At 53.3% G+C, this 24,677-nt stretch carries 24 protein-coding genes; 17 read left to right on the top strand and 7 right to left on the bottom strand.

What is annotated here, in order from left to right:
• Positions 1–43 precede the first annotated feature (43 nt).
• The 15 genes from tsf to AMM48_RS02670 all read left to right on the top strand — a co-directional run bounded on the left by tsf (position 44) and on the right by AMM48_RS02670 (position 14,022).
• A complete protein-coding gene (gene tsf / locus AMM48_RS02740; RefSeq protein ID WP_101300632.1) occupies positions 44–967 on the top strand; it encodes a translation elongation factor Ts in 924 nt (307 codons plus the stop codon).
• Between the two features lie 166 nt (positions 968–1,133).
• Positions 1,134–1,865: a UMP kinase gene (gene pyrH, locus AMM48_RS02735; protein WP_022732371.1), complete on the top strand. Its 732-nt coding sequence runs from the start codon at positions 1,134–1,136 to the stop codon at positions 1,863–1,865.
• Between the two features lie 2 nt (positions 1,866–1,867).
• Entirely contained in the window at positions 1,868–2,431 is a 564-nt protein-coding gene (frr, locus tag AMM48_RS02730) for a ribosome recycling factor (protein ID WP_101300630.1), read from the top strand.
• 2 nt (positions 2,432–2,433) lie between these two features.
• Complete coding sequence (locus AMM48_RS02725) at positions 2,434–3,174, top strand: isoprenyl transferase (RefSeq protein ID WP_102782808.1); 741 nt, start codon at positions 2,434–2,436, stop codon at positions 3,172–3,174.
• Complete coding sequence (locus AMM48_RS02720) at positions 3,161–3,979, top strand: phosphatidate cytidylyltransferase (RefSeq protein ID WP_244271097.1); 819 nt, start codon at positions 3,161–3,163, stop codon at positions 3,977–3,979. Before AMM48_RS02725 ends, AMM48_RS02720 begins: the two co-directional genes overlap by 14 nt.
• 39 nt (positions 3,980–4,018) lie before the next feature.
• Positions 4,019–5,179 (top strand): 1-deoxy-D-xylulose-5-phosphate reductoisomerase, encoded by a 1,161-nt coding sequence (locus tag AMM48_RS02715; protein WP_102782806.1) that lies wholly within the window; start codon positions 4,019–4,021, stop codon positions 5,177–5,179.
• 38 nt (positions 5,180–5,217) lie between these two features.
• A complete protein-coding gene (gene rseP, locus AMM48_RS02710) occupies positions 5,218–6,321 on the top strand; it encodes an RIP metalloprotease RseP (protein WP_102782805.1) in 1,104 nt (367 codons plus the stop codon).
• Between the two features lie 26 nt (positions 6,322–6,347).
• Positions 6,348–8,645, top strand: a complete 2,298-nt coding sequence (gene bamA, locus AMM48_RS02705; RefSeq protein ID WP_347876271.1) for an outer membrane protein assembly factor BamA — start codon at positions 6,348–6,350, stop codon at positions 8,643–8,645.
• A 1-nt stretch (position 8,646) separates the two neighbouring features.
• Entirely contained in the window at positions 8,647–9,228 is a 582-nt protein-coding gene (locus AMM48_RS02700) for an OmpH family outer membrane protein (RefSeq protein ID WP_102782803.1), read from the top strand.
• Positions 9,228–10,247, top strand: coding sequence for a UDP-3-O-(3-hydroxymyristoyl)glucosamine N-acyltransferase (lpxD, locus tag AMM48_RS02695; protein ID WP_102782802.1), 1,020 nt, complete (start codon positions 9,228–9,230; stop codon positions 10,245–10,247). Before AMM48_RS02700 ends, lpxD begins: the two co-directional genes overlap by 1 nt.
• Positions 10,248–10,258: 11 nt before the next feature.
• Entirely contained in the window at positions 10,259–10,708 is a 450-nt protein-coding gene (gene fabZ / locus AMM48_RS02690; RefSeq protein WP_022732362.1) for a 3-hydroxyacyl-ACP dehydratase FabZ, read from the top strand.
• A gap of 2 nt (positions 10,709–10,710) precedes the next feature.
• A complete protein-coding gene (gene lpxA / locus AMM48_RS02685; RefSeq protein ID WP_022732361.1) occupies positions 10,711–11,514 on the top strand; it encodes an acyl-ACP--UDP-N-acetylglucosamine O-acyltransferase in 804 nt (267 codons plus the stop codon).
• Complete coding sequence (gene lpxI, locus AMM48_RS02680) at positions 11,495–12,343, top strand: UDP-2,3-diacylglucosamine diphosphatase LpxI (protein ID WP_102782801.1); 849 nt, start codon at positions 11,495–11,497, stop codon at positions 12,341–12,343. The genes lpxA and lpxI overlap by 20 nt, the downstream gene beginning before the upstream one ends.
• Positions 12,340–13,506 (top strand): lipid-A-disaccharide synthase, encoded by a 1,167-nt coding sequence (lpxB, locus tag AMM48_RS02675; RefSeq protein WP_102782800.1) that lies wholly within the window; start codon positions 12,340–12,342, stop codon positions 13,504–13,506. Before lpxI ends, lpxB begins: the two co-directional genes overlap by 4 nt.
• Positions 13,507–13,581: 75 nt before the next feature.
• Positions 13,582–14,022, top strand: a complete 441-nt coding sequence (locus tag AMM48_RS02670) for a VOC family protein (protein ID WP_022732358.1) — start codon at positions 13,582–13,584, stop codon at positions 14,020–14,022.
• 91 nt (positions 14,023–14,113) lie between these two features.
• Here AMM48_RS02670 and AMM48_RS02665 read toward each other — a convergent pair whose 3' ends face one another.
• Positions 14,114–15,421: a citrate synthase gene (locus AMM48_RS02665; RefSeq protein ID WP_101300610.1), complete on the bottom strand. Its 1,308-nt coding sequence runs from the start codon at positions 15,419–15,421 to the stop codon at positions 14,114–14,116.
• A 111-nt stretch (positions 15,422–15,532) separates the two neighbouring features.
• Positions 15,533–16,939, bottom strand: a complete 1,407-nt coding sequence (gltX, locus tag AMM48_RS02660; RefSeq protein WP_102782799.1) for a glutamate--tRNA ligase — start codon at positions 16,937–16,939, stop codon at positions 15,533–15,535.
• A 315-nt stretch (positions 16,940–17,254) separates the two neighbouring features.
• Between gltX and AMM48_RS02655 the strand changes: the two genes are divergently transcribed.
• Positions 17,255–19,216 carry a ComEC/Rec2 family competence protein gene (locus tag AMM48_RS02655; RefSeq protein WP_244271096.1) on the top strand — a complete coding sequence of 654 codons (1,962 nt, stop codon included), beginning with the start codon at positions 17,255–17,257 and terminating at the stop codon, positions 19,214–19,216.
• Between the two features lie 152 nt (positions 19,217–19,368).
• Here AMM48_RS02655 and lexA read toward each other — a convergent pair whose 3' ends face one another.
• The 5 genes from lexA to AMM48_RS02630 all read right to left on the bottom strand — a co-directional run bounded on the left by lexA (position 19,369) and on the right by AMM48_RS02630 (position 23,159).
• Positions 19,369–20,076, bottom strand: coding sequence for a transcriptional repressor LexA (gene lexA / locus AMM48_RS02650; RefSeq protein WP_102782798.1), 708 nt, complete (start codon positions 20,074–20,076; stop codon positions 19,369–19,371).
• A 150-nt stretch (positions 20,077–20,226) separates the two neighbouring features.
• The gene (gene moaC / locus AMM48_RS02645) at positions 20,227–20,706 is read right to left on the bottom strand and encodes a cyclic pyranopterin monophosphate synthase MoaC (RefSeq protein ID WP_102782797.1); all 480 of its coding nucleotides are present in this window, start codon (positions 20,704–20,706) and stop codon (positions 20,227–20,229) included.
• Between the two features lie 18 nt (positions 20,707–20,724).
• Positions 20,725–21,522, bottom strand: coding sequence for an indole-3-glycerol phosphate synthase TrpC (gene trpC / locus AMM48_RS02640; protein WP_102782796.1), 798 nt, complete (start codon positions 21,520–21,522; stop codon positions 20,725–20,727).
• Positions 21,519–22,553, bottom strand: a complete 1,035-nt coding sequence (gene trpD / locus AMM48_RS02635; protein WP_102782795.1) for an anthranilate phosphoribosyltransferase — start codon at positions 22,551–22,553, stop codon at positions 21,519–21,521. Before trpD ends, trpC begins: the two co-directional genes overlap by 4 nt.
• A gap of 33 nt (positions 22,554–22,586) precedes the next feature.
• Entirely contained in the window at positions 22,587–23,159 is a 573-nt protein-coding gene (locus AMM48_RS02630; RefSeq protein WP_102782794.1) for an aminodeoxychorismate/anthranilate synthase component II, read from the bottom strand.
• A 245-nt stretch (positions 23,160–23,404) separates the two neighbouring features.
• On the opposite strand from AMM48_RS02630, the gene AMM48_RS02625 reads away from it, so the two are divergent.
• Complete coding sequence (locus tag AMM48_RS02625; protein WP_102782793.1) at positions 23,405–24,592, top strand: divergent polysaccharide deacetylase family protein; 1,188 nt, start codon at positions 23,405–23,407, stop codon at positions 24,590–24,592.
• Positions 24,593–24,677 lie beyond the last annotated feature (85 nt).

Here is a 24,677-nt window from a genome sequence, read left to right as displayed (position 1 = left end):
TTCTTTAGGTGTTAACTTGATTGCGTAATAGGGGCTTTAAGAAATGGCTATTACCGCTGCTCTCGTAAAAGAGCTTCGCGAAACCACCGGCGCTGGCATGATGGATTGCAAAAAAGCGCTTTCCGAAACCGATGGCAATGTCGACGCTGCTGTTGATTGGCTGCGGACCAAAGGTCTTGCAAATGCTGCCAAGAAAGCTGGCCGCGTTGCTGCCGAAGGTCTTGTTGCCGTTGCGGTTAACGGTACCAAAGGTGCTGTTGTCGAGCTGAACGCAGAAACTGACTTCGTTTCGCGTAACGAAGACTTCCAGAAATTTGTCAACGAAGTTGCCGTTCAGGCCGTTTCTGTTGATGGCGACGTTGATGCGCTGAAAGCTGCTGCTTTCCCGGGCACATCGCGTAACGTCGAAGAGCAGGTCACCCACATGATCGCCACCATTGGCGAAAACATGTCGCTTCGTCGTTCGGCTGGCCTGTCGGTCGAAAAAGGTGTTGTTGCTTCTTACATCCACTCTGCTGTTGCTACCGATCTCGGTAAAATCGGCGTTCTGGTGGCTCTGGAATCCGAAGCTGACGCTGCTGTTCTCGAAGGTCTGGGCAAGCAGATCGCAATGCACATTGCGGCAACCAACCCGGCTTCGGCAACCGTTGCCGATCTTGATCCGGAACTGGTCGAGCGTGAAAAAACCGTTCTGACCGAACAGGCTAAAGAATCGGGCCGTCCGATCGAGATCATCGAAAAAATGATCGAAGGTCGTATCCGTAAATATTACGAGCAGGTTGTTCTGGTTGAGCAAACCTTCGTGATTGACGGCGAAAACAAAGTTAAAGACGTAATCGAGAATGTCGCTAAAGAAGCTGGCAAGCCGATTACCCTCAAGGGCTTTGTTCGCTTCGAACTCGGTGAAGGCATCGAGCGAGAAGAGAAAGATTTTGCGGCCGAAGTTGCTGAGCAGCTGAACAAATAAAACATCTTTTCGAAATGGTGCGTTACGCACCATTTCGTGTATGATCCAGACCGGCGAGGTCGGCAGCGCAAATCCGCCCTGTTACTCGCCGGTCTTTTTATATCTGAATTTTGCATTTCCCGTCGTTGGGGGATGCGTGACATCGGCATTAAGAGGCATTGAAGACATGGCAGAAAACGACCAACTGAAATTTCGCCGCGTCCTTTTGAAGCTCTCGGGTGAGGGACTTCTAGGTAAACAGCAATATGGTATCGATCCTGAGACGGTCGACCGGATTGCCAGCGAAATCAAGGTCGTTCATGACATGGGGGCTGAAGTTTGCATGGTGATTGGCGGCGGGAACATTTTCCGTGGCGTCAAAGGTGCCTCTCAGGGCATGGAACGTGCCACAGCCGATTACATGGGCATGCTGGCAACCATCATGAATGCGCTCGCGGTTCAAAACGCGCTTGAGCGCCACGGTGTCCAGACTCGCGTTCAGTCTGCCATTCCAATGTCTTCCGTTTGTGAACCTTATATTCGCCGCCGTGCTGTTCGCCACATGGAAAAAGGTCGCGTAGTGATCTTTGCTGCGGGAACGGGCAATCCGTTCTTTACCACCGATACCGCTGCCGCATTGCGTGCGGTTGAAATGGGCTGTGATGCGCTGCTTAAAGGCACGCAGGTCGATGGTGTTTATACCGCTGACCCGAAAACGGACCCGACCGCGGAGCGCTACGACTCACTTACCTATATGGAAGTTTTGTCCAAAGATTTGCGTGTGATGGATGCATCGGCTATTTCTTTGGCACGCGAAAATGATATTCCGGTTATCGTATTTTCTTTGCATAATCCGGGTGCCTTCGCAGATGTTGTCTCTGCAAAGGGGACGTTTACGATTATTTCGAATGGAGACTGAACGTGTCTGACGTTGCTGGCCTAAAAAAGGACCTGTCCCGCCGTATGGAAGGGGCCGTAGAAGTACTGCACAAGGAATTTACCGGTCTGCGCACCGGACGTGCCAGTGTAAGCCTTCTTGAGCCGGTCATGGTCGAAGCCTATGGCGTTCCGACCCCGCTCAATCAGGTGGCTTCTGTCAGTGTTCCTGAATCTCGGATGCTTTCGGTTCAGGTATGGGACAAAACCATGGTCAAATCCGTTGAAAAGGCTATCCGCGATTCTGGCCTTGGCCTCAATCCGGCGGCTGATGGCACCCTTGTTCGTGTTCCGATTCCGGCATTGAACGAAGAACGCCGTGCCGAGCTGTCCAAAGTTGCTGGCAAATATGCCGAGCAAGCCAAAATTTCAGTTCGTAACGTCCGCCGCGATGGCATGGACCAGCTGAAAAAATGGGAAAAGGACAGCGACATCTCCAAAGACGAGATGCATGACGAAGAAAAAGAGATCCAGAAGCTGACCGATAAGGTCATTTCCGACATCGATGAGACGCTGTCGCACAAAGAACAGGAAATCATGCAAGTCTGACCATGGCTGTTCTGTCTTCGCAAACTCAACAAAAAGAACTGCCGTGTGTTCCGCGTCACGTTGCCATCATTATGGATGGCAACGGTCGTTGGGCCCGTGGGCGTGGAAAACCCCGTACGATGGGGCATCGTGCCGGGGTTGAAGCAGTGCGTCGCACGGTCGAGGCATCTGCCGAACTTGGCATTGAGTATCTGACGCTCTATGGGTTCTCGACGGAAAACTGGAAACGCCCGGAAAGCGAAGTCAGTGATCTCATGGGACTTTTGCGGCTGTTTTTAAAGCGTGAGCTTGCGACGTTGCACCGAAACAACGTGAAAATTCGCATCATCGGCGACCGGACACGTTTTGCCGATGATATTCGCGGTCTTCTGGCCAAGGCCGAAGACCAAACCCGTGACAACACGCGTCTTAACTTGACGATTGCGTTGAGTTACGGGGCACGGGCCGAAATTACGCAGGCCGTGCGCGAGATCGCGCGCAAAGTCGCATCGGGGGAACTTTCAGCGGATGCTGTTACCGAAGACTTGATCGAACAGAACTTGTCGACCGTTGGCATGCCCGATCCTGATCTTTTGATCAGAACCAGTGGTGAACAACGGATCAGCAATTTCTTGCTGTGGCAATCGGCCTATACAGAGTTTGTCTTTGAAGACGTTCTCTGGCCTGATTTTGACCGCAGCCATCTGGAAAGAGCCATTGACAACTTTGCCGGACGGGAGCGGCGTTTTGGTGCAGTCATCTGAAACCGAACGTCAAAAAGATACGAATTCCGGACTAAAACCACGCATTCTTTCTGCGCTGGTTATGACACCAGTGGCAATTGCCGCTGTCTGGTTTGGTTCACCCTATTTCGACATTCTGTTATTTCTGTTTTGCGCGGGCATGATGTGGGAATGGGCGCGCATGTGCGTGCCTGCCCATTATAACGGTGTGTCGATTGTCGCGGCTGTGGCCGTTGGCGTTGCCATGCTGATGCATATGACCGGGCAGGGTCCGCTTGCATTTATGCCAATTGCGATCGGTGTGATTATTGCCGTTGCCCGTGGGGGCAAAAATTGGCTGCTGGCTGGATTTGGTGTTCTTTACATCTCTCTTGCCGGATTGTCGGCATTATGGTTGCGCAATCAGGATGCTGACGGTCTTCTGACCATCATGTGGTTGTTCTTCCTTGTCTGGGCGACCGATACAGGCGGCTATGCCTTTGGTCGGGCGATTGGTGGACCAAAACTGGCACCGCGTTTCAGCCCGAAGAAAACATGGGCGGGTTTGATTGGGGGCATGTTCTGTGCTGGCGTTATTGGCGGTCTTGTGACCTATTTCAGCAATGATGCGGTCAACTGGCTCATTGTTCTGGTCAGTATGGTTCTGGCGATTGTGGCTCAGATCGGTGATCTGGCTGAGTCTGCTCTTAAACGGCGTTTCAAGGTTAAGGACAGCAGCAATTTGATCCCGGGGCATGGTGGGCTGCTTGATCGTGCTGACGGAATGCTGACGGTGTTTCCAGTTGCCTTTGCCATTGTCTGTTTCGCTGGACTCACATTGCGATAGAGCCTGATATCCATCCGGTTCCTTTCTGACAGGTGTTTGATGAATTTGAAGAAATCCGTCAGTGTTTTTGGCGTTACGGGATCTGTCGGCACAAGTACGGTCGATATTCTAAAAACGCACGCTGACAAATATTGCGTCGATGCGGTTACCGCGCACCGCAATGTTGATGCACTTGCCAAAACCGCCCGTGACCTTGGCGCAAAATGTGCTGTCATTGGGGATCCCGACTGTTTCTCCCAACTGCGTGACGCATTGTCAGATACCGACATTGAGGTGACGGCTGGCGAAGACGCCCTTGTCGAGGCGGCTTCACGGCCGTCTGATATTGTCATTGCCGCAATCGTCGGGGCGGCGGGCCTTAAGCCAACGCTTGCGGCCATTCGTCGTGGTGCGCGGGTGGGGCTCGCAAATAAGGAAACGCTCGTCTGTGCGGGAAGTCTGATGTCCCGGGAAGTTGTGGCGCACGGCGCAACCCTTATTCCCGTCGATTCGGAACATAGTGCGATTTTTCAGGTGCTCGAAGACCGGGCCGAAGACCAGATCGAGCGTATTTTGCTTACCGCGTCCGGGGGGCCGTTTCGGGCATGGTCACTGAACGAGATGAAATCGGTGACCCGCGCGCAGGCGCTGGCCCATCCAAATTGGGATATGGGTGCCAAAATCTCGATTGATTCGGCAACCATGATGAACAAGGGGCTTGAGCTGATTGAAGCGCGCCATCTTTTCCCGGTTCCCGAAGAACGGATCGAAATTGTTGTCCATCCCCAGTCGGTCGTGCACAGCATGGTCGAATATGCTGATGGATCTGTGCTGGCCCAGCTTGGCTCGCCCGATATGCGAACACCGATTGCCTATGCGCTTTCATGGCCTGAACGGATCAAGGTTGACGCACCGCGTCTTGATTTTGCCACGATCGGAGGTTTGAACTTCGAGGCGCCAGATATTGTTCGCTTCCCGGCACTGCGTTTGGCACGAGAAGCCTTGCAGGCGGGGGGCACACTGCCTACTGTCTTGAATGCGGCAAACGAGGTTGCGGTTGCGGCGTTCCTTGGCGACAAAATCGGCTTCCTTGCGATTGCAGAAATCGTCGAGGACATGATGGATAAAATCGGCAAGGAAGACCTTGTCGACCTGGATCAGGTATTTGCGACAGATGCCATGGTCCGACGTGAAACAGCAGCACGCATCGCTGCTGTTTAAGTAAATAACACCGGTTTTACCGGATAAGGGACGTCTTGATGGAAACCTTGCTTTCTTTTCTATTTGTGCTCTCGGTTCTCGTTTTTGTTCATGAGTACGGGCACTACTGGGTTGCGATCAAAAACGGCGTGAAAGTCGAAGCCTTTTCAATTGGTTTCGGGCCGGAACTGTTTGGCTGGGTTGATAAAAAAGGAACGCGCTGGAAAGTCAGTCTTCTGCCGCTTGGCGGATATGTGAAGATGTTTGGCGACATGAACCCGGCAAGTGCCGGGCAGCGTGATGACCTTGCCGAAGACGAAAAACAGTTCGCGTTCCATAACAAAAGTGTTGCTGCACGCGCTGCCATCGTTTTTGCGGGCCCGCTTGCCAACTTCCTGTTTGCTATTGTCGTTTTCACCTTCCTGTTTGCTGCCGTTGGTCAACAGCGCGCTTTGCCCGTGGTTGGCGAGGTCATGGACAACAGCCCGGCCGCGAGTGCCGGCCTTTTGGCCGAAGACCGCATTACCGCGATTGATGGTGATCAGGTCGAATGGTTCTCCGATCTATCTGAAATTGTCCGCGCTCATCCGGCCGAAGAACTGCGTTTGTCGGTTGTTCGCAACGATGCACCGCTTGACCTTCTTGTCACCCCGGAAGCTGTAACCTCCGAAGAGGGCGATGGCACGCAGACATTTGGACGTCTTGGTATTACTGCCGGGGCTTTTGAAACCAGTCGCGATGGCGTGATTGATGCCGCGGGGCGGGCGTTTACATCGTTCTATACCTTAACAACGCAAACATTCTCGGCCATTGGCGAAATGATCAGTGGTGATCGTGATAGTTCGGAATTGGGCGGACCGATCCGCATTGCGCAAATGTCTGGCGAAGTCGCCGAAGGTGGCTTTGGTCCCTTGCTGTTCTTTATGGGGTATTTGTCCATCAGCCTTGGGTTGATTAACCTGATGCCTGTTCCGGTTCTCGATGGAGGCCATCTGGTGTTTTATGCGATTGAGGCAATTCGCGGTAAGCCATTGGGGACAAAAGCACAAGAATATGGTTTCCGTATTGGCGCGGGTTTGGTATTCAGCTTAATAATTTTCGCAACCTGGAACGATTTGACGCAGTTGGGCGTCTTTAGTTTCCTCAAAGGACTTGCTGGCTAATGAATGACGGCAAAAGGGGGGTTAACTTGCTGCGTAGGGTAAAAGCAGCCGTAATTTTTACGGCTTTGCTTGGCGCGACGACGCCAATGATTGTGTCCACGGTTGCATATGCCCAAAGTTCGGGCGTGATCCGCGACATCAAGGTGGATGGGAACAATCGTATCGAAAGTGCGACCGTTGATGCCTACCTGACGGTTGCAGCGGGCGATCCTTACGACGCACAGAAAATCAACGATTCCCTTAAAGCGCTGTTTTCGACAGGACTTTTTGCCGATGTATCGATTTCATTCAATCAAGGCGTGCTTCTGGTTAATGTCGTTGAAAACCCGATCATTAACCGTATTGCCTTTGAAGGTAATCAGCGTCTGAAAGATGATACGCTCAGTACCGAGCTTCAATTGCGTCCGCGTGTGGTTTACACGCGTACCAAGGTTCAGTCCGACGTGCAGCGTATTCTTGAACTTTACCGCCGTAATGGCCGGTTTGCCGCGACGGTTGAACCCAAGGTCATCCAGCTTGAGCAAAACCGCGTCGATCTGGTTTTCGAGATTGAAGAAGGCGAAGCGACGGGCATTCGGAAAGTCAACTTCGTTGGCAATAAGGCCTTTGACGATGGTGAGCTTCTCGAAGTCATTCGCACAACCGAAAGTGCCTGGTGGAAAATCCTGACATCTGACGACAATTACGACCCGGACCGCGTGACGTTTGACCGTGAACTGCTGCGTCGTTTTTATCTTTCGGCGGGCTACGCTGATTTTCAGGTGCTGTCTTCCGTCGCAGAATTGACGCCGGATCGCTCCGATTTCTTCATCACATATACCGTCAGCGAAGGCAGCCGTTACCAGTTTGGCACGATCAATGTGGTGTCGCAGATTGACAAAATTGATGCCGAAGCATTGGTGCCTTTGATCGAAATCGAGGCTGGGGAATGGTACAATGCCGATATGGTCGATGACGCCATTGAAGTTTTGACCACCCAGGTTGGCGATCAGGGCTATGCCTTCATTGATATTCGGCCAAATGTGCAGCGTAACCGTGAAAACGGCACAATTGATGTGACCTTCACGATTGCCGAAGGACCAAAGGTCTATGTCGAGCGCATTAACGTTGTCGGGAACGTGCGAACGCTTGATGAAGTGATCCGGCGTGAATTCCGCCTTGTCGAGGGCGATGCGTTTAGCAGTTCGAAAATGAAGCGGTCTAAACAACGTATCGAGAACCTGAACTTCTTCAAATCGGTTGACGTCAAGACCCTGCCGGGCACAACGCCTGACCAGACTGTTCTTGAAGTCGACGTCGAAGAAAAATCGACAGGCGAATTCTCGATTGGGGCCGGGTACGGAACCGATAATGGTGCGTTTGGTCAGCTGGGCATTCGTGAACGTAACCTGTTGGGTAAAGGTCAGGATTTGCGTCTTAACTTTACACTTGGGTCTTCAGATCAACAGGTCGACCTTTCCTTTACCGAGCCATATTTCCTGGATCGTGAAATCGCCGCGGGTTTTGATCTTTATCGCCGTGAAGAGGACAACCAGGACGAAAGTTCTTACGACGAAGAGCAAACGGGCGGCCGCTTGCGCGCCGGGTTCAAATACTCCGAGGAACTGTCACATTCGCTTCGTTATGGTCTGGAACAGAATTCGTATTCCAATATCAACGAAAATGAAGCGTCACGACTGTTGTTGGCTGAAGAAACAGAATTCGTTGAATCTTCGATCGGTCACACACTGACCTATGACAAACGTGATAGCTCTTATTCTCCCACCGAAGGTTATTTCGCACGGCTGTCGAACGATTTCGCCGGGCTCGGTGGTGATGAAACCTATCTTCGCACGCGTATTGAAGGTGGATATTATTATCCGCTGGATCGTGAAAATGAGTGGGTGCTCTCGACACGTGCGTCGACGGGGTACATCTTTGGTATTGGGGACGACACGCGCATCTCCCAGCGCTTCTTTACAGGCGGTGCAAACCTGCGTGGGTTTGAATCGGCTGGCGTTGGGCCGCGAGACATCGCCACAGGCGATGCTCTTGGCGGCAAAACCTACTACACGGGGTCTGTGCAAATGGACTTCCCGCTTGGACTGCCGTCTGAGTTTGCCCTGAAAGGTCGCGTCTTTAGTGACTTCGGTTCGTCCGAAGGTGTAGACGGTGCCCGGCCTGGCGAAATCTATGACGAAGGTTCACTGCGTGGATCTGTCGGGGTTGGCGTTGGTTGGGAATCGCCGTTTGGCCCCATCGGTGTCGATCTGTCACAGGCCGTTTTGAAAGAAGATTACGACAAAGAGGAAGTGTTCCGTCTTAACTTCGGGACCAGATTCTAAAATGAGCATTATGAAATCGATCCGTAACGTCGCGTTCGCTGTTGCAGTTATCTCGGGCATCGGTTTGTCGACCGAAGTTCGGGCGCAAGATGCGTTATCGACGGAGACGCTTGCAAACGTCATGATCGTCGATATCGACGGTATCTTGCGTGAATCATCGGCAATGCGCGACGTCAATAAGCAGCTTAAAGAACGTCAGCAAGCCTATCAGCAGGAAATCGAAACCCGCCAGCAGGCCCTGCGTGAAGAAGACAAACAACTGGCTCAGCAGCGAACCCTGCTTGCCAATGATGTCTTTCAGGGAAAGCAAAAGGCCTTTCAGCAGAAAGTTGCCGATTTTCAGAAGTTCGCACAGGGACGTAACCGCGTACTTGACGAAGCACGTGCGGTTGCCAACGGAACTTTTCAGAAGAAGCTGATTGAAATCGTTGCCGCACTGGCCGAAGAACGTAAATCAACCTTGGTTTTACGCAAAAGTGAGGTCATCCTCCATGCCAAGGGGATGAACGCGTCGGCTGAAATCCTCAACCGTATCAATGCCGAACTGCCAACGATTCAGGTTGAATTCAAGGAAGGCTCGTAATGGCTGATCCGCGTTTCTTTCATCGCAAAGGACCGTTCAGCGTCAAAGAAATCGCTGAGCTGACTGGTGCGACCCCGGTCAATGCACCGGACGCGGAACGCCGTTTTGATGATGTCGCACCGCTGCAAATCGCCGACAGCACGATCCTGAGCTTCTTTGACAATCGCAAATACATTGATGCGTTCGTCGGAAGTAGCGCTGGTGCGTGTTTCGTGCGTCCCGAATTTGCAGATCGCGCCCCCAAAAACATGGTGCTTTTTACGACCGATGATCCGTACCGCGCCTATGCTAAGGCCGCAACGGCGTATTATCCATTTGAAACCGGTAATGGCATCATTTCGGATCGTGCGGTGATTGATCCAACGGCCAAGCTTGGCACCGGGGTTCAAATTGATGCCTGTGCCGTGATCGGTGCAAACTGTGAAATCGGGGACGGCACAATCATTGCGTCCAACGCGGTGATTGGCGACGGTGTTGTTATTGGTTCGGGCTGCAAAGTCGGTGCCGGTGCAACCATCAGCCACAGTTTGATTGGCAATCTGTGCCTGATTTACCCCGGTGCACGTATCGGTCAAGACGGTTTTGGCTTTGCCATGGGCCCGCAAGGCCATGCAAAGGTTCCCCAACTTGGCCGCGTTGTCATCGGCAATGATGTCGAGGTCGGATCAAACTCGACGATTGACCGTGGGGCAGGACCCGATACCGTGATCGGGAACGGGTGCCGTATCGACAATCTGGTGCAAATCGGCCATAACGTCGAACTTGGCATGGGCTGTGTTATTGTGTCCCAGGTCGGGATTTCCGGTTCGACCAAGCTTGGCAATTTTGTTGTTCTTGCCGGTCAGGCTGGCATAACCGGGCACCTTGAAATTGGCGATGGCGCCAAAGTTGCTGCGCAATCAGGTGTCATGAAAAATATCGGACCGGGTGAGACCGTGGGCGGAAGCCCTGCTGTCCCGGTCATGGACTATCATAAGCAGACGGTGGCCTTGTCGCGTCTGATACGAAAAAAGAAATAAGGACGATACGCATGACCGAACTGTTAAGTGTTGATATTCAGCGCATTATGGAAATGATTCCGCATCGTTACCCGTTCTTGCTGATCGATAAAGTAATCGATATTGCCCCGGGTGAGTCGGCGACCGGCATCAAAAACGTCACGATGAACGAGCCGCAGTTCACCGGTCATTTCCCGCAGCAACCAATCATGCCGGGCGTTCTGATTATCGAAAGCATGGCGCAAACGGCGGCCATTCTTGTCGTGCAGACTCTTGGTGAGGGTGCCGAAGGCAAACTCGTTTATTTCATGAGCATCGACAGTGCGCGTTTCCGTAAACCGGTGACGCCGGGTGACGTCATGCACATTCACGTGGTCAAAAAACAAAGCCGTGGTCCGGTCTGGAAATTCGAAAGCCAAGTCAAAGTGGATGGGCAAGTCGTTGCCGAGGCCACAATCGCCGCGATGATCCGGGATAACTGATAATGTCAAAAGTGCATCCAACCGCCGTCGTCGAAGATGGCGCGCAGATTGGTCAGGATGTCGAAATCGGGCCCTATTGCGTGGTCGGCCCGAAGGTTGTCTTGGGGGACCGGGTAAAACTGCACAGCCATGTGGCAATGGCAGGCGTGACAACCCTTGGTGATGAATGTGAAGTCTATCCGTTCGCCTCTGTCGGTCATGCCCCGCAGGACCTTAAGTTCAAGGGTGAACAAAGCCGCCTGATTGTTGGCAACCGTACCAAAATCCGCGAGGGTGCCACCCTTAATCCCGGCACCGAAGGCGGCGGGATGGAAACCACAATTGGCGATGACTGCCTTTTGATGACCGGGGCCCATGTTGGTCACGATTGTCATGTCGGGAACCATTGTATTCTGGTCAATAACGGAACCTTGGCGGGCCATGTCCTGGTCGAGGATTTCGCCATTGTTGGCGGTCTGTCGGCCGTTCATCAGTTTGTCCGCATCGGCAAACACGCCATGATCGGCGGCATGACCGGTGTTGATAGCGACGTGATCCCGTATGGATCGGTGATTGGCAACCGGGCCTATCTTTCCGGTTTGAACATCATTGGCCTGAAACGGCGCGGGTTTGATCGTGAAACGATCCATTCCCTGCGTAAAGCCTATCGCCTGCTGTTCGCACAGGAAGGTACGCTTGCCGAACGTGTCGAAGAAGTCTCCAAGGATTTCGAAGGCCTCGGTCCGGTGATGGAAATCATCGACTTCCTGAAAGCAGAAAGCATGCGTTCCGTATGCACACCAAAATATGACAGCTCCTCAGGATAATTCGCCGCCGAAATTGGGCATCATTGCGGGGGGCGGTTCGCTTCCGGCCCGTTTGGCTGCTGCTGCCAAGGCCGCCGGGCGGGCTGTTTTCGTTGTGATGCTTGATGGTCATGCCAATGACCCGACGCTTGAAAGCTACCCACAAACCACCTTGCGTCTTGGTGCCGCGGCCAAAATCCTTGATGCCATGCGCGCAGAGGACTGCGAAGATATTGTGTTGGCCGGCAAGGTGGCACGACCAAGCTTTTCCGCCATGCGGCCTGATTGGCGCGCCACCAAACTTCTGATGAAAGTCGGTATGAAGGCGCTGGGCGATGATGGGCTCTTGCGTCTTGTTGGTCAGGAACTCGAACGCGAAGGTTTCCGGCTGATCGGGGCGCATGAAATCCTGACCGATTTGGCGGTCGAAGAAGGCGTGCTTGGCACAGTTCAGCCAGATGAACAGGCAATGAGCGACGCCAAACACGGCCTTTCGGTGGCCCGGATCCTTGGTCAGGCCGATGTTGGGCAGGGCTGTGTAGTTCAACAAGGACTTGTTCTGGCTCTTGAGGCGATTGAGGGCACCGATGAAATGCTCCGCCGGTCTGCCCTGTATAAACGCGAAGGCGTCGGTGGTGTTCTGGTGAAATCGGCCAAGCCGCAACAGGACAAACGCCTTGATCTGCCGGCCATTGGACTAAGAACCATTGAAGAATCTCATAAGGCAGGCCTGCGTGGCATCGCACTTCTTGCCGGTGGGACCATGATCATTGACCGTGAGGCGGTTTTAGCCCGTGCTGATGCGCTTGGGATGTTTGTCGTTGGTTTGCGCGCGGATGATGATCAATGACCACTCAGACCGTTTCTAACGGCCCTAAGATCATGCTTGTTGCCGGTGAAGCATCTGGCGATCAGTTGGGCGGGCGTTTGATGGCTGCCATCAAGGCACAGGCACCCGATGCGCGCTTTATCGGCGTTGGTGGCCCGCGCATGGAACGTGAAGGCCTAAGCAGCCTGTTTCCGATGAATGAAATGTCGGTCATGGGCCTGACGGAAGTCGTGCCGCATATCCCGCATCTTCTCAAGCGTATTTCACAGACCGCAAAATTTGCCCAAACCGAACAACCCGATGTCGTGGTGACAATCGATGCCCCCGATTTCAGTTTTCGTGTTGGTAAGAAGTTAAAGGGGAAGGGCATACCGCTTGTCCATTATGTAGCACCCTCTGTCTGGGCATGGCGCGAAGGGCGCGCGCGCAAAATTGCCGGTTTCCTTGATCACCTTTTGGCTCTTCTGCCGTTTGAACCGCCCTATTTCGAAAAAGAAGGCCTGCCAACCACCTTTATTGGCCACTCAGCCGTCGAAGAGCGTCACGATGGGGATGCAGATCGTTTTCGGGCCAAGCATGGTCTGAGCGACAAGACAAAGCTGCTCGCTGTTTTACCCGGCAGCCGCAATTCAGAAGTCAAACGTCTGTTACCTGTGTTTAAAACCGTGATCACGGACATTGCGGCCAAATATCCTGATACACGCATCGTCGTGCCAACCGTAGCCAAGGTCGCCGATACCGTAACCGCGGAAATGAAAGATTGGCCATTGTCGCCCATCGTTGTTTCAACCGATCAGGAACGCCACGATGCGTTTGCCGCTGCATACTGTGCCTTGGCGGCATCGGGCACGGTATCGCTGGAGCTTGCCATTTCCGGTGTGCCCCATGTGATTGCCTATCAGGTGAACGCAATAACCGGCTGGATTGCCAAACGCCTGATCAAGATTGATACGGTAACCATCGTCAATTTGGTGCTGAGGCGTAAGCTTATCCCGGAATTCCTGCAAGATAAGTGTCAGCCGGGCAATATTACACCAATACTTGATGGCTTGCTCGGAGACAGTCCGATCCGCCAAGAGCAGAAGGACGGCTTTGACGAAGCCTGCCACCTGCTGGGGTTTGGCGGGCGTGCGCCAAGTGAAAAGGCCGCCGAGCAAATTTTGAAAATCATCGCCAAAAAATAGTCGACGCAGGGTGGTGTTATCGCCTGATAACGCATAGTTTCACGTCATTGATCACTTCATGACGGAGACATTGTTATGCGTTATTTGCACACGATGGTGCGTGTCGAAAATATCGATGATTCGCTGAAATTTTATTGTGACCTGCTCGGCATGAGCGAAACCCGCCGCATCGAAAGCGAGCAGGGGCGTTTTACCCTGATTTATCTGGCACCGCCCGCTGACGTTGACAGTGCCAAGGCAACCAAGGCACCGGAACTTGAACTGACCTACAACTGGGATCCGGAAAGCTATTCAGGCGGTCGCAACTTTGGCCATCTGGCCTATGAAGTTGATGACGTCTATGCGCTCTGTCAGAAACTGATGGATGCCGGTGTGACCATTAACCGTCCGCCCCGCGATGGCCGGATGGCATTTGTACGTTCCCCTGATGGCATTTCCATCGAGTTCCTGCAAAAGGGTGAAAACCTCAAATCAGCGGAACCATGGGCCAGCATGGAAAACACCGGAAGCTGGTAAAACACCGTCTCTTTATACGTTAGATGCAAGAAAGGCCCGGAAAACTCCGGGCCTTTCTTTTTGTTCAGATCGCGTCTGTGGTCGCCGCGAATTAACGCTTGTCGACCGGAACAAACGGACGTTCTGCGACGCCGGTAAACAGCTGACGCGGACGACCGATTTTCTGCGAAGGATCTTCGATCATTTCTTTCCACTGGGCGATCCAGCCGACGGTACGTGCAACCGCGAACAGCACGGTAAACATGCTGACCGGAATGCCCATCGCCTTAAAGATGATGCCCGAGTAGAAATCGACGTTTGGATAGAGTTTCTTCTCGATGAAGTACTCGTCTTCACGTGCAATACGTTCAAGTTCCTGCGCAACGTCAAGCAACGGATCGCTGACGTTGAGTTCTTTGAGAACTTCGTGGCAGGTTTCCTGCATGACTTTGGCGCGCGGATCGTAGTTTTTGTAAACGCGGTGACCAAAGCCCATCAGGCGGAACGGATCGTTCTTGTCTTTTGCTTTTGCAACATATTCCGGGATGTTTTTCACATCGCCGATTTCGTTGAGCATTTTAAGAACGGCTTCGTTCGCACCACCATGTGCCGGCCCCCAAAGGGACGCGATACCAGCAGCAATACATGCAAACGGATTTGCACCCGAAGAACCGGCAAGACGTACGGTCGAGGTCGATGCATTCTGCTCATGGTCGGCATGGAGGATCAGGATACGATCCATTGCTTTGGCCAGAACAGGATTAACAACATACTCTTCGCACGGGTTGCCAAACATCATCTGCAGGAAGTTTTCCGCATAACCGAGTTTGTTGTTCGGATAACGGAACGGCTGACCGATCGAATATTTATACGCCATCGCTGCGATGGTCGGCATTTTCGCAATCAGGCGATATGCCGAAATCAGACGCTGCTGCGGGTCATTGATGTCGGTGCTGTCATGATAGAAAGCAGACATCGCGCCAATAACACCAACCATAATGGCCATCGGATGCGCATCGCGGCGGAAGCCGTTATAGAAATTGCGCATCTGTTCATGCACCATGGTGTGCAGGGTGATGTCGGTTTCGAACTGTTTCTTTTCGGTGGCGTTTGGCAACTCGCCATAAATCAGCAGATGGCAAACTTCCAGGAAGTCTGAGTCTTCTGCAAGATCGTCAATCGCATACCCACGATGGCGCAGGATACCCACATCACCATCAATATAGGTCAGCTCGGACTGGCAGGAGCCGGTCGACGTAAAGCCAGGATCGTATGTGAAAAATCCAGTTTCAGCATAGAGTTTACGAATGTCGATTACATCCGGTCCTACGCTACCCTTAAGCACCGGCATCTCGATCGACTTGCCTGTGGCATTGTCGGTCAGTGTTACGGTGTGGGAAGTCTTGGAATTATCAGCCATGACTATTTTTCCTTCCCTGTTTGAACGAACACGGTTTCAAGTTGGATACAGCATAATGCTGCGGCGCACCAAGCGCAAACAGACTATTAGCTTTTTCGTTATTCGCTGTTGTTATGCACCGAAATGTCGGATGCGTTTCAGCGTTTGCTCTTTGCCAAGCACGATCATTACGTCGAAAATGCCTGGTGAAGAATTGGAACCTGTGAGCACCGCCCGCAAGGGTTGCGCGACTTTACCGAGTTTAAGATCGAGTTTTTCGGCAGTTTCGCGGACACTTGCGTCAACGTTCTCTTCGGTCCAGCTATCAAGCGCTTCGAGACTGTTGGCCAGTTCAGCAAACAGACCTTCGGGTGCGCTATCAATGAGGGACTGAGCTTTCTCGTTAAATGACGTAACGCCATCCGTAACGTAGAAGGCCGAAGAGCAGGCGAGCTCGATGAGTGTCTTAGCCCTTTCTTTAAGGCCTGACATGCCATTGATCAAGATTTCTTTTTGCGCTGCATCAATTGCATCGCTTCCAATCAGGGTCGCAACCCGTTGGGAAATCTCGTCTACTAGCCGCTTGTCGTCTGCCTGGCGCATGTAGATGCCGTTAAGGTTTGTCAGCTTCGCGAAGTCAAATCGCGCAGCACCCTTACCGACATCGGTGATGTCAAACCACTCAATTGCCTGCTCCTGGGAGATGACTTCATCATCACCGTGGCCCCAGCCAAGACGCAGCAGATAGTTGTTAACCGCTTCGGGCAGGAAACCCATTTCATCGCGATAGGAATCAACACCTAACGCGCCATGACGTTTGGAAAGTTTTGCACCGTCCGGGCCATGAATAAGCGGAATATGGGCAAATGTCGGTACATCCCAGCCCAGTGCGTCATACAAAGCTTTCTGGCGGAATGCGTTGGTCAGATGATCATCGCCGCGAATCACATTGGTGACACCCATGTCATGATCATCGACAACAACTGACAGCATATAGGTCGGCGTGCCATCGCCGCGCAGAATGACGTAATCGTCAAGCTGTTCGTTGCCAACCCGGACTTCGCCCTGCACCTGATCATTGATCACCGCATCGCCTTCTTGTGGCGATTTAAGCCGCACAACAGGCTTGATGCCCTCAGGGGCGTCAGACGCATCACGGTCACGCCAGGTGCCGTCGTACTTCATCGGACGGCCTTCTGCGCGTGCTTTTTCGCGCATGATGGTCAGTTCTTCGGGCGAGCAATAGCAATAATATGCCTTGCCTACATCCAGAAGGGATTGGGCAACCTCGGCATGGCGGTCGCGACGGGCAAACTGGAAAGTCGGCTCTTCGTCGGCGGTCAGGCCCAGCCAGTTCAACCCGTCAAAAATAGCTTCGACAGCTTCAGGGGTTGAACGTTCGCGGTCAGTGTCTTCGATACGCAGCAAGAACTTGCCGCCAGTATGTTTGGCATAAAGCCAGTTATAAAGGGCGGTACGTGCGCCGCCGATGTGTAAGAACCCGGTCGGGGACGGGGCAAAACGGGTAACAACCGTCATTCAATATATCCGTTATTTGGATGTTGTCGCTTGTCGCAAGGACTTTTGGCGTGCAGGCTATAGCACAAATGACACGCTGTTGCACCACAGCCGATGTTAGATAGAAACTAACCGCCGGGTAGGCTATTGGACATTCGTCGAAGACACTTCAGTGGAATATTGAAAAAACAATATCTTGTGGAGGTACCTTCACAGATTGCATCCGCTGTTGCACATCAAAGAAATAAATGGTTCCTGTCGTCGGTTCTCTTCTTTGGGTTGGGATGCGCGCTGTATTTTTGTCTTCCTGCGCGTATCTGGCCGCATCAGGCCGCCTTGGTTTTGATTCTTTTGCTGTGCGGATTTTGGCGGTCCCGTCGCCGGGCCATGGTGGCGTTTGTCCTGCAATCTCTGGCATGTCTTGTCGCCGGACTTTTGATCGCTGCTCTTCATACCCAGGCCGGGCCGACGAACCTTCTGACGCGGACGTTGTATTCAACCACAGTAACCGGCGTGGTTTCTGCCCTTGAACCGCGTGGAAGCCGATTGCGCGCAACCATCGATCCGACGCATATCGACGGTTTGGATCAGGATGGTTTTGATTGGAAAGTGCGGATCAGTTTTCTGGGCGATAGCGATCTTGCGATTGGCGATCAGATATCGGTCAAGGCACGCCTGTTTCCGTTGCGCCCGCCGTCCGTGCCCGGTGATCCCGATTTTGCCCGCAATCTTTACTTTAGTGATATTGGCGCAACCGGCTTTGCCTTTGGTCGTCAATTCGAAGTGTCTCGATCACAAAGTGATAAATCTAATGAAATCAGTTCATTATTAAGTTATTTCGAAGTTTTGCGACAAAGTGTATCGCGCAGGATTGACGATGGTATGCGCCCCCCGGAAGCTGGAATTGCCAAGGCCCTGATCATTGGTGAACGGGGTGATGTTCGGCCCGATATTGCCGAAGATTTGCGAAAATCCGGACTTGCCCATCTTTTGGCAATATCAGGCCTGCATATGGGGCTTCTGTGTGGAACGGTATTTTTCCTGATCCGCTTGGGCTTGTCGGCAGTCCCGACGATTGCCTTGCGTTATCCGATTAAGAAATGGGCCGCAGTTGGTGCGATGGTGGCCGGGCTGGTCTATCTTGGATTATCCGGCGCAACCGTTCCGACCCAGCGGGCATATGTCATGCTGCTTGTGGTTTGGGTTGCCTTGCTACTGGATCGACGCGCCATTTCGCTGCGTCTGGTCGGGGTGGCTGCGGTGATTGTTTTGCTCTTGCGACCTGATGTGGTTTTGGGCGCAAGTTTTCAGCTTTCCTTTGCCGCTGTCGGCGCGCTGGTTGCCTTTTACGATGGACCGGGACGGCGTTGGCTTGATGGGCAGGGAGCCCGGCCATGGTTTGAACGCGCGATGGTCTATCTGGTCGGGCTTGTCATTACGGGCATCATTGTTACCGCTGTGACGGCCCCGATCATTGGCTATCACTTCGGCCGGATATCCGCCTTGGGCGTGGTGGCAAACCTGATTGCCATACCGGTAATGGCGTTTTGGATCATGCCATTGATTGTTGCCGCACTTGCCCTGATGCCCTTTGGCTTTGAGTACCCCGTACTGTGGTTGATGCAGCCCGGTTTGACCGTTTTACTTGATACCGCATCTGGGTTGGGCAGTGTCGAATGGGGATTATGGTACGTTGCGGGCCTTGATGCCGTGGCGGTATCTTGCGCGATGTTAGCGCTAACATGGTGCGTGATCTGGCGGGATCGCTGGTTGGTGTTACCTGTGATCCCAATACTGATCGCGGGGATAATCATTCAATCGCGCCATCATTCTCCTGATATTCTGATTTCCGGCGACAGGGAAAGCTGGGCGGTTTTTGATCGCGACCAACAGGTTCTCCACATCCCGCAAAAACTGTCTTCATTTCAAAAATCCCTGTGGATGGCGCGGTTTGGACTGCGCCCTGAAAACGAAGACAGGCATCTGCAAACATGCGCCAATGATCCGTGCCGTGTTGTGATGGGCAGTGATAGGCAAAAGACCATCGTGATCGCCAACACATTCGCCAACCCGTTCTATGCCTGTCGCAATGCCGATATCGTGGTCGATCTCAAAAGTGATCTGCCCCAAACCCAATGCCGCGCAGCAGGGGCTGATATTCTGGTCGATGATGATGTGTTGTGGTGGCAGGGCGGGGTGACCATTGATCCGGACAATCATGAAAACCCGGTGAGATCGGTTCGAACCGAAACCGGCGGCTGGCCTTGGATTGTGATCGGCGGCAGGATCGCCCGCTGATCTGCACTGGAACCTACGAAACAGCCGTAACAAACAGCGAGAATCCGCCAAAAAATAAATCATCATACAAATGAATTTCGCCCGGACTTCATCAAAGCCGGGCGAAACAAGAAACAGGTGTATGTATGGGGCAGGGCGTAGTCTGGCTTGCCTTAGTACTGGCGCAAAAGTCCCACCAGACGCCCCTGAATACGAACCCGGTCCGGTGACAGGGATCGGGTTTCATAACGCGCGTTTGCCGGTTCCAACATGACTTCACCGCGCCCGCGTTTCAAACGCTTCAGCGTGGCTTCACTGTCATCGACCAGGGCAACAACGATGGTGCCGTCATGGGCCTGCTCGCACCGCTGGATCAGCACGGTATCGCCATCAAGGATGCCGGCATCAATCATGGAATCGCCTGAGACCTCAAGCGCATAGTGATCTCCAGCTCCCAGAAGGGCGGCAGGAACCTGCACCATTGTGCTTTGATCGCGCAGCGCCTCAATCGGGGTACCCGCAGCAATCCGGCCATACAGCGGCAGCGAAATGGCGTCACTGTTGTCAGAAAAGGCCGTCGGGACCGTTGTCGGCCGATGCGGGGTTTTGCGCGCACTGGCAAGCGATGTCACATTGTTTGGCGTTTCGGGCGCATCATCATCGCTGTTTTCTGGCAGGCGCAAGACCTCAAGCGCACGCGCGCGATGGGCAAGGCGGCGGATAAACCCGCGTTCCTCAAGTCCTGTAATCAGGCGATGAATGCCCGATTTGGATTTAAGGTCCAGTGCCTCCTTCATTTCATCGAAAGAAGGCGAGATACCGCGATCGCGAAGGTAATTGTCGATATAGACCAGCAATTCATATTGCTTGCGCGTCAGCATGATATTTTCCGAACCTGTAACAAGAACAAAAAGAATACATAGATGTTCTACTTTAGTTCTTTTTGCAGGTCAAGCGCATCGATACGATTTTACATCAAATGTGTTTAATAGCCGGTATTATTCAAAATATGTGAATAATCGAATAGGGGATTAATCCGTGACGAAGGTGCCTGATTTGCCACCTTCTTTTCGGGTCACGCGCAGATCGGTAATCTGCATGCCCTTATCGACCGCCTTGCACATGTCAAACACGGTCAGTGCTGCGACAGACGCGGCCGTCAATGCCTCCATCTCGACCCCGGTTTTGCCCGTGGTTTTGCAGGTGGCGGTAATATCAACCGCATCAACACCGTCAACCAGTTCAAGATCAACCGTCACCGAAGTCAGCGGCAGGGGATGACACAGCGGTATCAGATCCGGGGTTTTCTTGGCCCCCATAATCCCGGCCAATTGGGCGATGGCAAGAACATCTCCCTTTTTATGACCGTGATTTGCGATCAGCGCATATGTCTCGGCAGACATCAGAACGCGGGCCTTGGCAATGGCGATACGCGTGGTATCGGCCTTGCCCGAAATATCGACCATCACCGCGTTACCGCCAGCATCAATATGGGAAAGTTTGTCTGCCATAAAACTGTCCGATCCCAATCAGGCCGCGAGGCCAAGTAGTGTGCGGGTGGCCGTGGCAACGTCGTCCTGACGCATCAGGCTTTCGCCAATCAGGAAGCATTGCGCGCCGACCTTTGCCATGCGCGACAAATCATCTGGTGTGAACAGACCGCTTTCGGCGACCAGCAAACGGTCCTCGTCAACCATGGCGGCCAGTTCTTCGGTGGTGGTCAGCGACGTTTCCATGGTTTTGAGGTTGCGGTTGTTCACCCCGATCAGCCGCGACTTCAATTTCAGCGCCCGTTCAAGTTCCGGAGCGTTGTGGACCTCGATCAAAACATCCATGCCAAGCGCACGGGCCGCATCTTCAAGCTCAGCAGCCTGAGCATCTTCAAGAGCCGCCATGATCAGCAAAATGCAATCGGCACCCAGTGCACGCGCCTCGGTCACCTGATAGGGATCAATCATGAAATCCTTGCGCAGCGCCGGAAGATCCACAGCAGCACGGGCCGCGACCAGATAGCTGTCATCGCCCTGAAAATACGGCACATCGGTCAATACCGACAGGCAACTCGCCCCGCCAGCCTGATAGGCCTTGGCCAGTTCCGGCGGATTAAAATCGGCGCGAATAAGTCCCTTTGACGGGGAGGCTTTCTTGATTTCGGCAATCAGGCCATAGCGACCATCGGCCACCGACGTTTCAAGCGCCTTGATAAATCCACGTGGTGCAGACTGTTCATTGGCCGCAGCTTCAAGGGAACCAAGCGTCGTGCGCGCCTTGCAGGCCGCAACGTGATCGCGTTTGTCGGTGCAGATTTTGGTCAGTACGTCGCTCACGCTGCGTTTCCTTCGTTGGTGATCGTAACAAGGCCCTGCAGCGTTTCTGCAGCCTTGCCGCTATCAATGGCGTCGGCAGCCTTTTGAATGCCGTCTGCAAGGTCGCTTGCGATATCGGTGACCACAAGGGCGGCACCGGCATTCATCAAAACGATATCGCGATAGGCACTTTTCTGACCGGCCAGAAGGTCAAGAATGGCTTTGGCATTCACATCGGCATCGCCACCCTTAAGTGCATCAAGGGTTACGGTTTCAATGCCATAGTCACCCGGACTGATTTCAAAGGTCGTGACCTTGCCATTTTTGACTTCGGCACCAAAAGTCGGCCCGGTGGTTGAAATTTCATCAAGCCCGTCATGACCATGAACAACCCATGCATGCACCGATCCCAAACGGTTCAAAACGTTGGCAATCGGTTCGACCCATTCACGGGCAAAAACGCCGAGAACCTGACGTTTTGTCTTGGCCGGGTTGGCAAGTGGGCCCAGAAGGTTAAAGATGGTGCGTGTGCCCATTTCAACCCGGGTTGGCATGACGTGGCGCATGGCCGAATGGTGACGGGTCGCCATCATGAAACACAGATTGATGTTTTTAAGCGCCTTTTCCAGAAGCGCCATGTCGGCATCAAGATTAACCCCCAGCGCCATCAAAACATCCGCTGATCCCGATTTGGAGGATGCGGCACGGTTACCATGTTTGGCAACGGTCGCACCGGCAGCAGCGGCTACAATCGCGGCTGCGGTTGAAATGTTATAGGTCCCGCTGCCATCACCACCAGTGCCGCAGGTATCAACCGCGTTTTCAGGTGCAATAATCCCGGTCGCCTTGGCGCGCATGACGCGGGCCGCCCCGGTGATTTCATCGACCGTTTCGCCGCGCAGGCGCAAGCCCATCAGGAACGCGCCCATCTGTGATGGGGTAGCCTGACCCGACATCAGAACGTTAAAGGCCTGTTCGGCCTGTTTTTCGTTCAGCTTTTCGCCAGTTGCGACTTCGGCCAAGATGGCCTTGAGATCATAATCAGTCGACATACAGGTGTCCTCGGTTTGCGGTCCGGTGCAGGGTCATGCGCCGGTAAAATCGATAAAATTCTTTAATAATGCGTGGCCATGTTCTGACGCGATGCTTTCGGGATGGAACTGAACGCCATGAATTTGATGGGTTTTATGACGCACCCCCATGATCAGACCATCTTCGCTTTCGGCGGTAATTTCAAGGCAATCGGGCAGGGTGTCGCGTTCAATGACCAAGGAATGATACCGTGTTGCTGTAAACGGACTGGGCAGCCCGTCAAACACACTTGTCGCGTTGTGGTTCATGGCATCGGTTTTACCATGCATGCAGTTTGGTGCACGGATGACCTTGCCGCCAAAGGCCTGACCAATGGATTGATGGCCAAGGCACACGCCCAGAAGTTTGACCTTGCCCGCGGCCGCCTTGATCAGATCAAGGCAAATGCCCGCCCGTTCCGGATCACAGGGGCCGGGTGATATCACAATGCCTTCGGGGTTCAGCGCAAGAGCCTCATCAACCGTGATTTCGTCATTACGGCGCACTTCGACCTCGGGGCCGAGTTCGCGCAGGTAATGCCACAAATTGAAGGTAAAGCTGTCGTAATTGTCGATGAGGAGATACATCGCGGGAAAGGCCTATGCATATTCAAGGTCGCCAGAGAATAAACGCACCTGCGGCCACGTCAAGCGGAAGCAGGATAAGGATTTTTTCGCCTGTATGGGGTGGTGATGGTCCGGGGTTAACAGGGTGCTAACCAGACGCGGTGTAAAAGCAGCAAAACAACAGCCGACACGATCGGTCTATAATCACCATATGGGTAGCACGATCCGGTAAACGAGGCCGGGCAAACAAGACTGGAGACGACCACGTGGCACGTCGGGCACAACCCGCCAAACGTAAAAAGGCGGCACCCAAAAAAACAACCCGCAAGAAGTCTGCACCGAAAAAGAAATCGGGCGGTATTGGTCGCCTGATGCTGGGCGGGGCTTTTGTGGCCGGGACACTGTCGGCGATCATTGCGGTTGGCAGCATGCTTGAACTTGACCGCGCCTCGGATGAATTTGGTCGTGCCGTCGATCAAAAGGCCCCGGATTATACCCTGGCCGAACCGGCTCCGACGCCAAAACTGCGCAAGGACTACAAGCTTTCGGAAGACACACCGACACGCGGTCGGACGGGCTATCTTGTTGGTAACGAGGAAGAGACAGAAGGTGCTGCGCCTGAAACGGCGGCGGCACCCAAGCCCCGTGAGACCAAACCGGAACCAGATATTCTTCCCGGTGACAGTGGATCAGATCACGGTGTTGCGCCGGACAGTGACAGGAATGCGCCGTGGCGCAAATATGCCGCCCTTGCCCCGAATGCCGGAAATGCGCCGGTGATTGCGATTGTCATTGATGATGCGGGGCTTGACCAACCGCGTACGGCACGCACCGTCTTGCTTCCCGGACCGGTCACCATTTCATATCTGCCCTATGCCCGCGATTTGCAGCCACAGGTCAATGCTGCGCGTAAGGCAGGCCATGAAGTGATGCTGCATATGCCCATGGAACCGTCATCGGCATCGGTTGATCCGGGGCCGCATGCCTTGCTGGCGAAGTATGACCGGCAAACGATTTTAAACGAAATGACATGGATGCTGGATCAGTTTGACGGTTATGTCGGGGTTAATAACCACATGGGCAGCAAGTTCACATCCGACCCGGAACGCATGAAGACCGTCATGGAAGTCATGAAGTCGCGGGGTTTGATGTTCCTTGATTCACGCACCAGCGCCAAATCGGTTGGTTTTTCAACTGCCAATGAGTTTGGCGTGCCCGCCATCACCCGTGATGTGTTCATTGATGACGCCGATGATGACGCCAAAATCGCTGATATGCTGGCAAGAATAGAGCGGGTTGCCGCCAAGCAGGGCTACGCCATTGCCATTGGCCATCCACGTGACCGAACGCTCAAAGCACTTCAAAACTGGATTCCATCGCTCAAAGCCAAGGGATTTGTGCTTGTCCCGGCGACAGAGGTTCTCAGGCGTACAACGCAAAGTGCGACAGGCTAGCCGCCGGACTGACAACAATCATCCATTTACCACAAAGGGCCGCATTCATGATGCGGCCCTTTGTGGTGCGAAATCGTTCTGAACT

The organism is Thalassospira sp. GB04J01 (assembly GCF_000751115.1).
GTDB lineage: Bacteria > Pseudomonadota > Alphaproteobacteria > Rhodospirillales > Thalassospiraceae > Thalassospira > Thalassospira lucentensis.
This window is presented reverse-complemented; position numbering and strand designations above follow the sequence as displayed.

What these genes read in the sequence shown, in the direction of transcription:
- AMM48_RS02670 (WP_022732358.1), top strand. Translation starts at nt 13,582, where the DNA reads ATGCGTTATTTGCACACGATGGTGCGTGTCGAAAATATCGATGATTCG.
- AMM48_RS02630 (WP_102782794.1), bottom strand. Translation starts at nt 23,159, where the DNA reads ATGTATCTCCTCATCGACAATTACGACAGCTTTACCTTCAATTTGTGG.
- AMM48_RS02715 (WP_102782806.1), top strand. Translation starts at nt 4,019, where the DNA reads ATGAATTTGAAGAAATCCGTCAGTGTTTTTGGCGTTACGGGATCTGTC.
- AMM48_RS02725 (WP_102782808.1), top strand. Translation starts at nt 2,434, where the DNA reads ATGGCTGTTCTGTCTTCGCAAACTCAACAAAAAGAACTGCCGTGTGTT.
- lpxI (WP_102782801.1), top strand. Translation starts at nt 11,495, where the DNA reads ATGACAGCTCCTCAGGATAATTCGCCGCCGAAATTGGGCATCATTGCG.
- AMM48_RS02665 (WP_101300610.1), bottom strand. Translation starts at nt 15,421, where the DNA reads ATGGCTGATAATTCCAAGACTTCCCACACCGTAACACTGACCGACAAT.
- rseP (WP_102782805.1), top strand. Translation starts at nt 5,218, where the DNA reads ATGGAAACCTTGCTTTCTTTTCTATTTGTGCTCTCGGTTCTCGTTTTT.
- trpD (WP_102782795.1), bottom strand. Translation starts at nt 22,553, where the DNA reads ATGTCGACTGATTATGATCTCAAGGCCATCTTGGCCGAAGTCGCAACT.
- fabZ (WP_022732362.1), top strand. Translation starts at nt 10,259, where the DNA reads ATGACCGAACTGTTAAGTGTTGATATTCAGCGCATTATGGAAATGATT.
- moaC (WP_102782797.1), bottom strand. Translation starts at nt 20,706, where the DNA reads ATGGCAGACAAACTTTCCCATATTGATGCTGGCGGTAACGCGGTGATG.
- AMM48_RS02700 (WP_102782803.1), top strand. Translation starts at nt 8,647, where the DNA reads ATGAGCATTATGAAATCGATCCGTAACGTCGCGTTCGCTGTTGCAGTT.
- lexA (WP_102782798.1), bottom strand. Translation starts at nt 20,076, where the DNA reads ATGCTGACGCGCAAGCAATATGAATTGCTGGTCTATATCGACAATTAC.
- gltX (WP_102782799.1), bottom strand. Translation starts at nt 16,939, where the DNA reads ATGACGGTTGTTACCCGTTTTGCCCCGTCCCCGACCGGGTTCTTACAC.
- lpxA (WP_022732361.1), top strand. Translation starts at nt 10,711, where the DNA reads ATGTCAAAAGTGCATCCAACCGCCGTCGTCGAAGATGGCGCGCAGATT.
- pyrH (WP_022732371.1), top strand. Translation starts at nt 1,134, where the DNA reads ATGGCAGAAAACGACCAACTGAAATTTCGCCGCGTCCTTTTGAAGCTC.
- tsf (WP_101300632.1), top strand. Translation starts at nt 44, where the DNA reads ATGGCTATTACCGCTGCTCTCGTAAAAGAGCTTCGCGAAACCACCGGC.
- lpxB (WP_102782800.1), top strand. Translation starts at nt 12,340, where the DNA reads ATGACCACTCAGACCGTTTCTAACGGCCCTAAGATCATGCTTGTTGCC.
- lpxD (WP_102782802.1), top strand. Translation starts at nt 9,228, where the DNA reads ATGGCTGATCCGCGTTTCTTTCATCGCAAAGGACCGTTCAGCGTCAAA.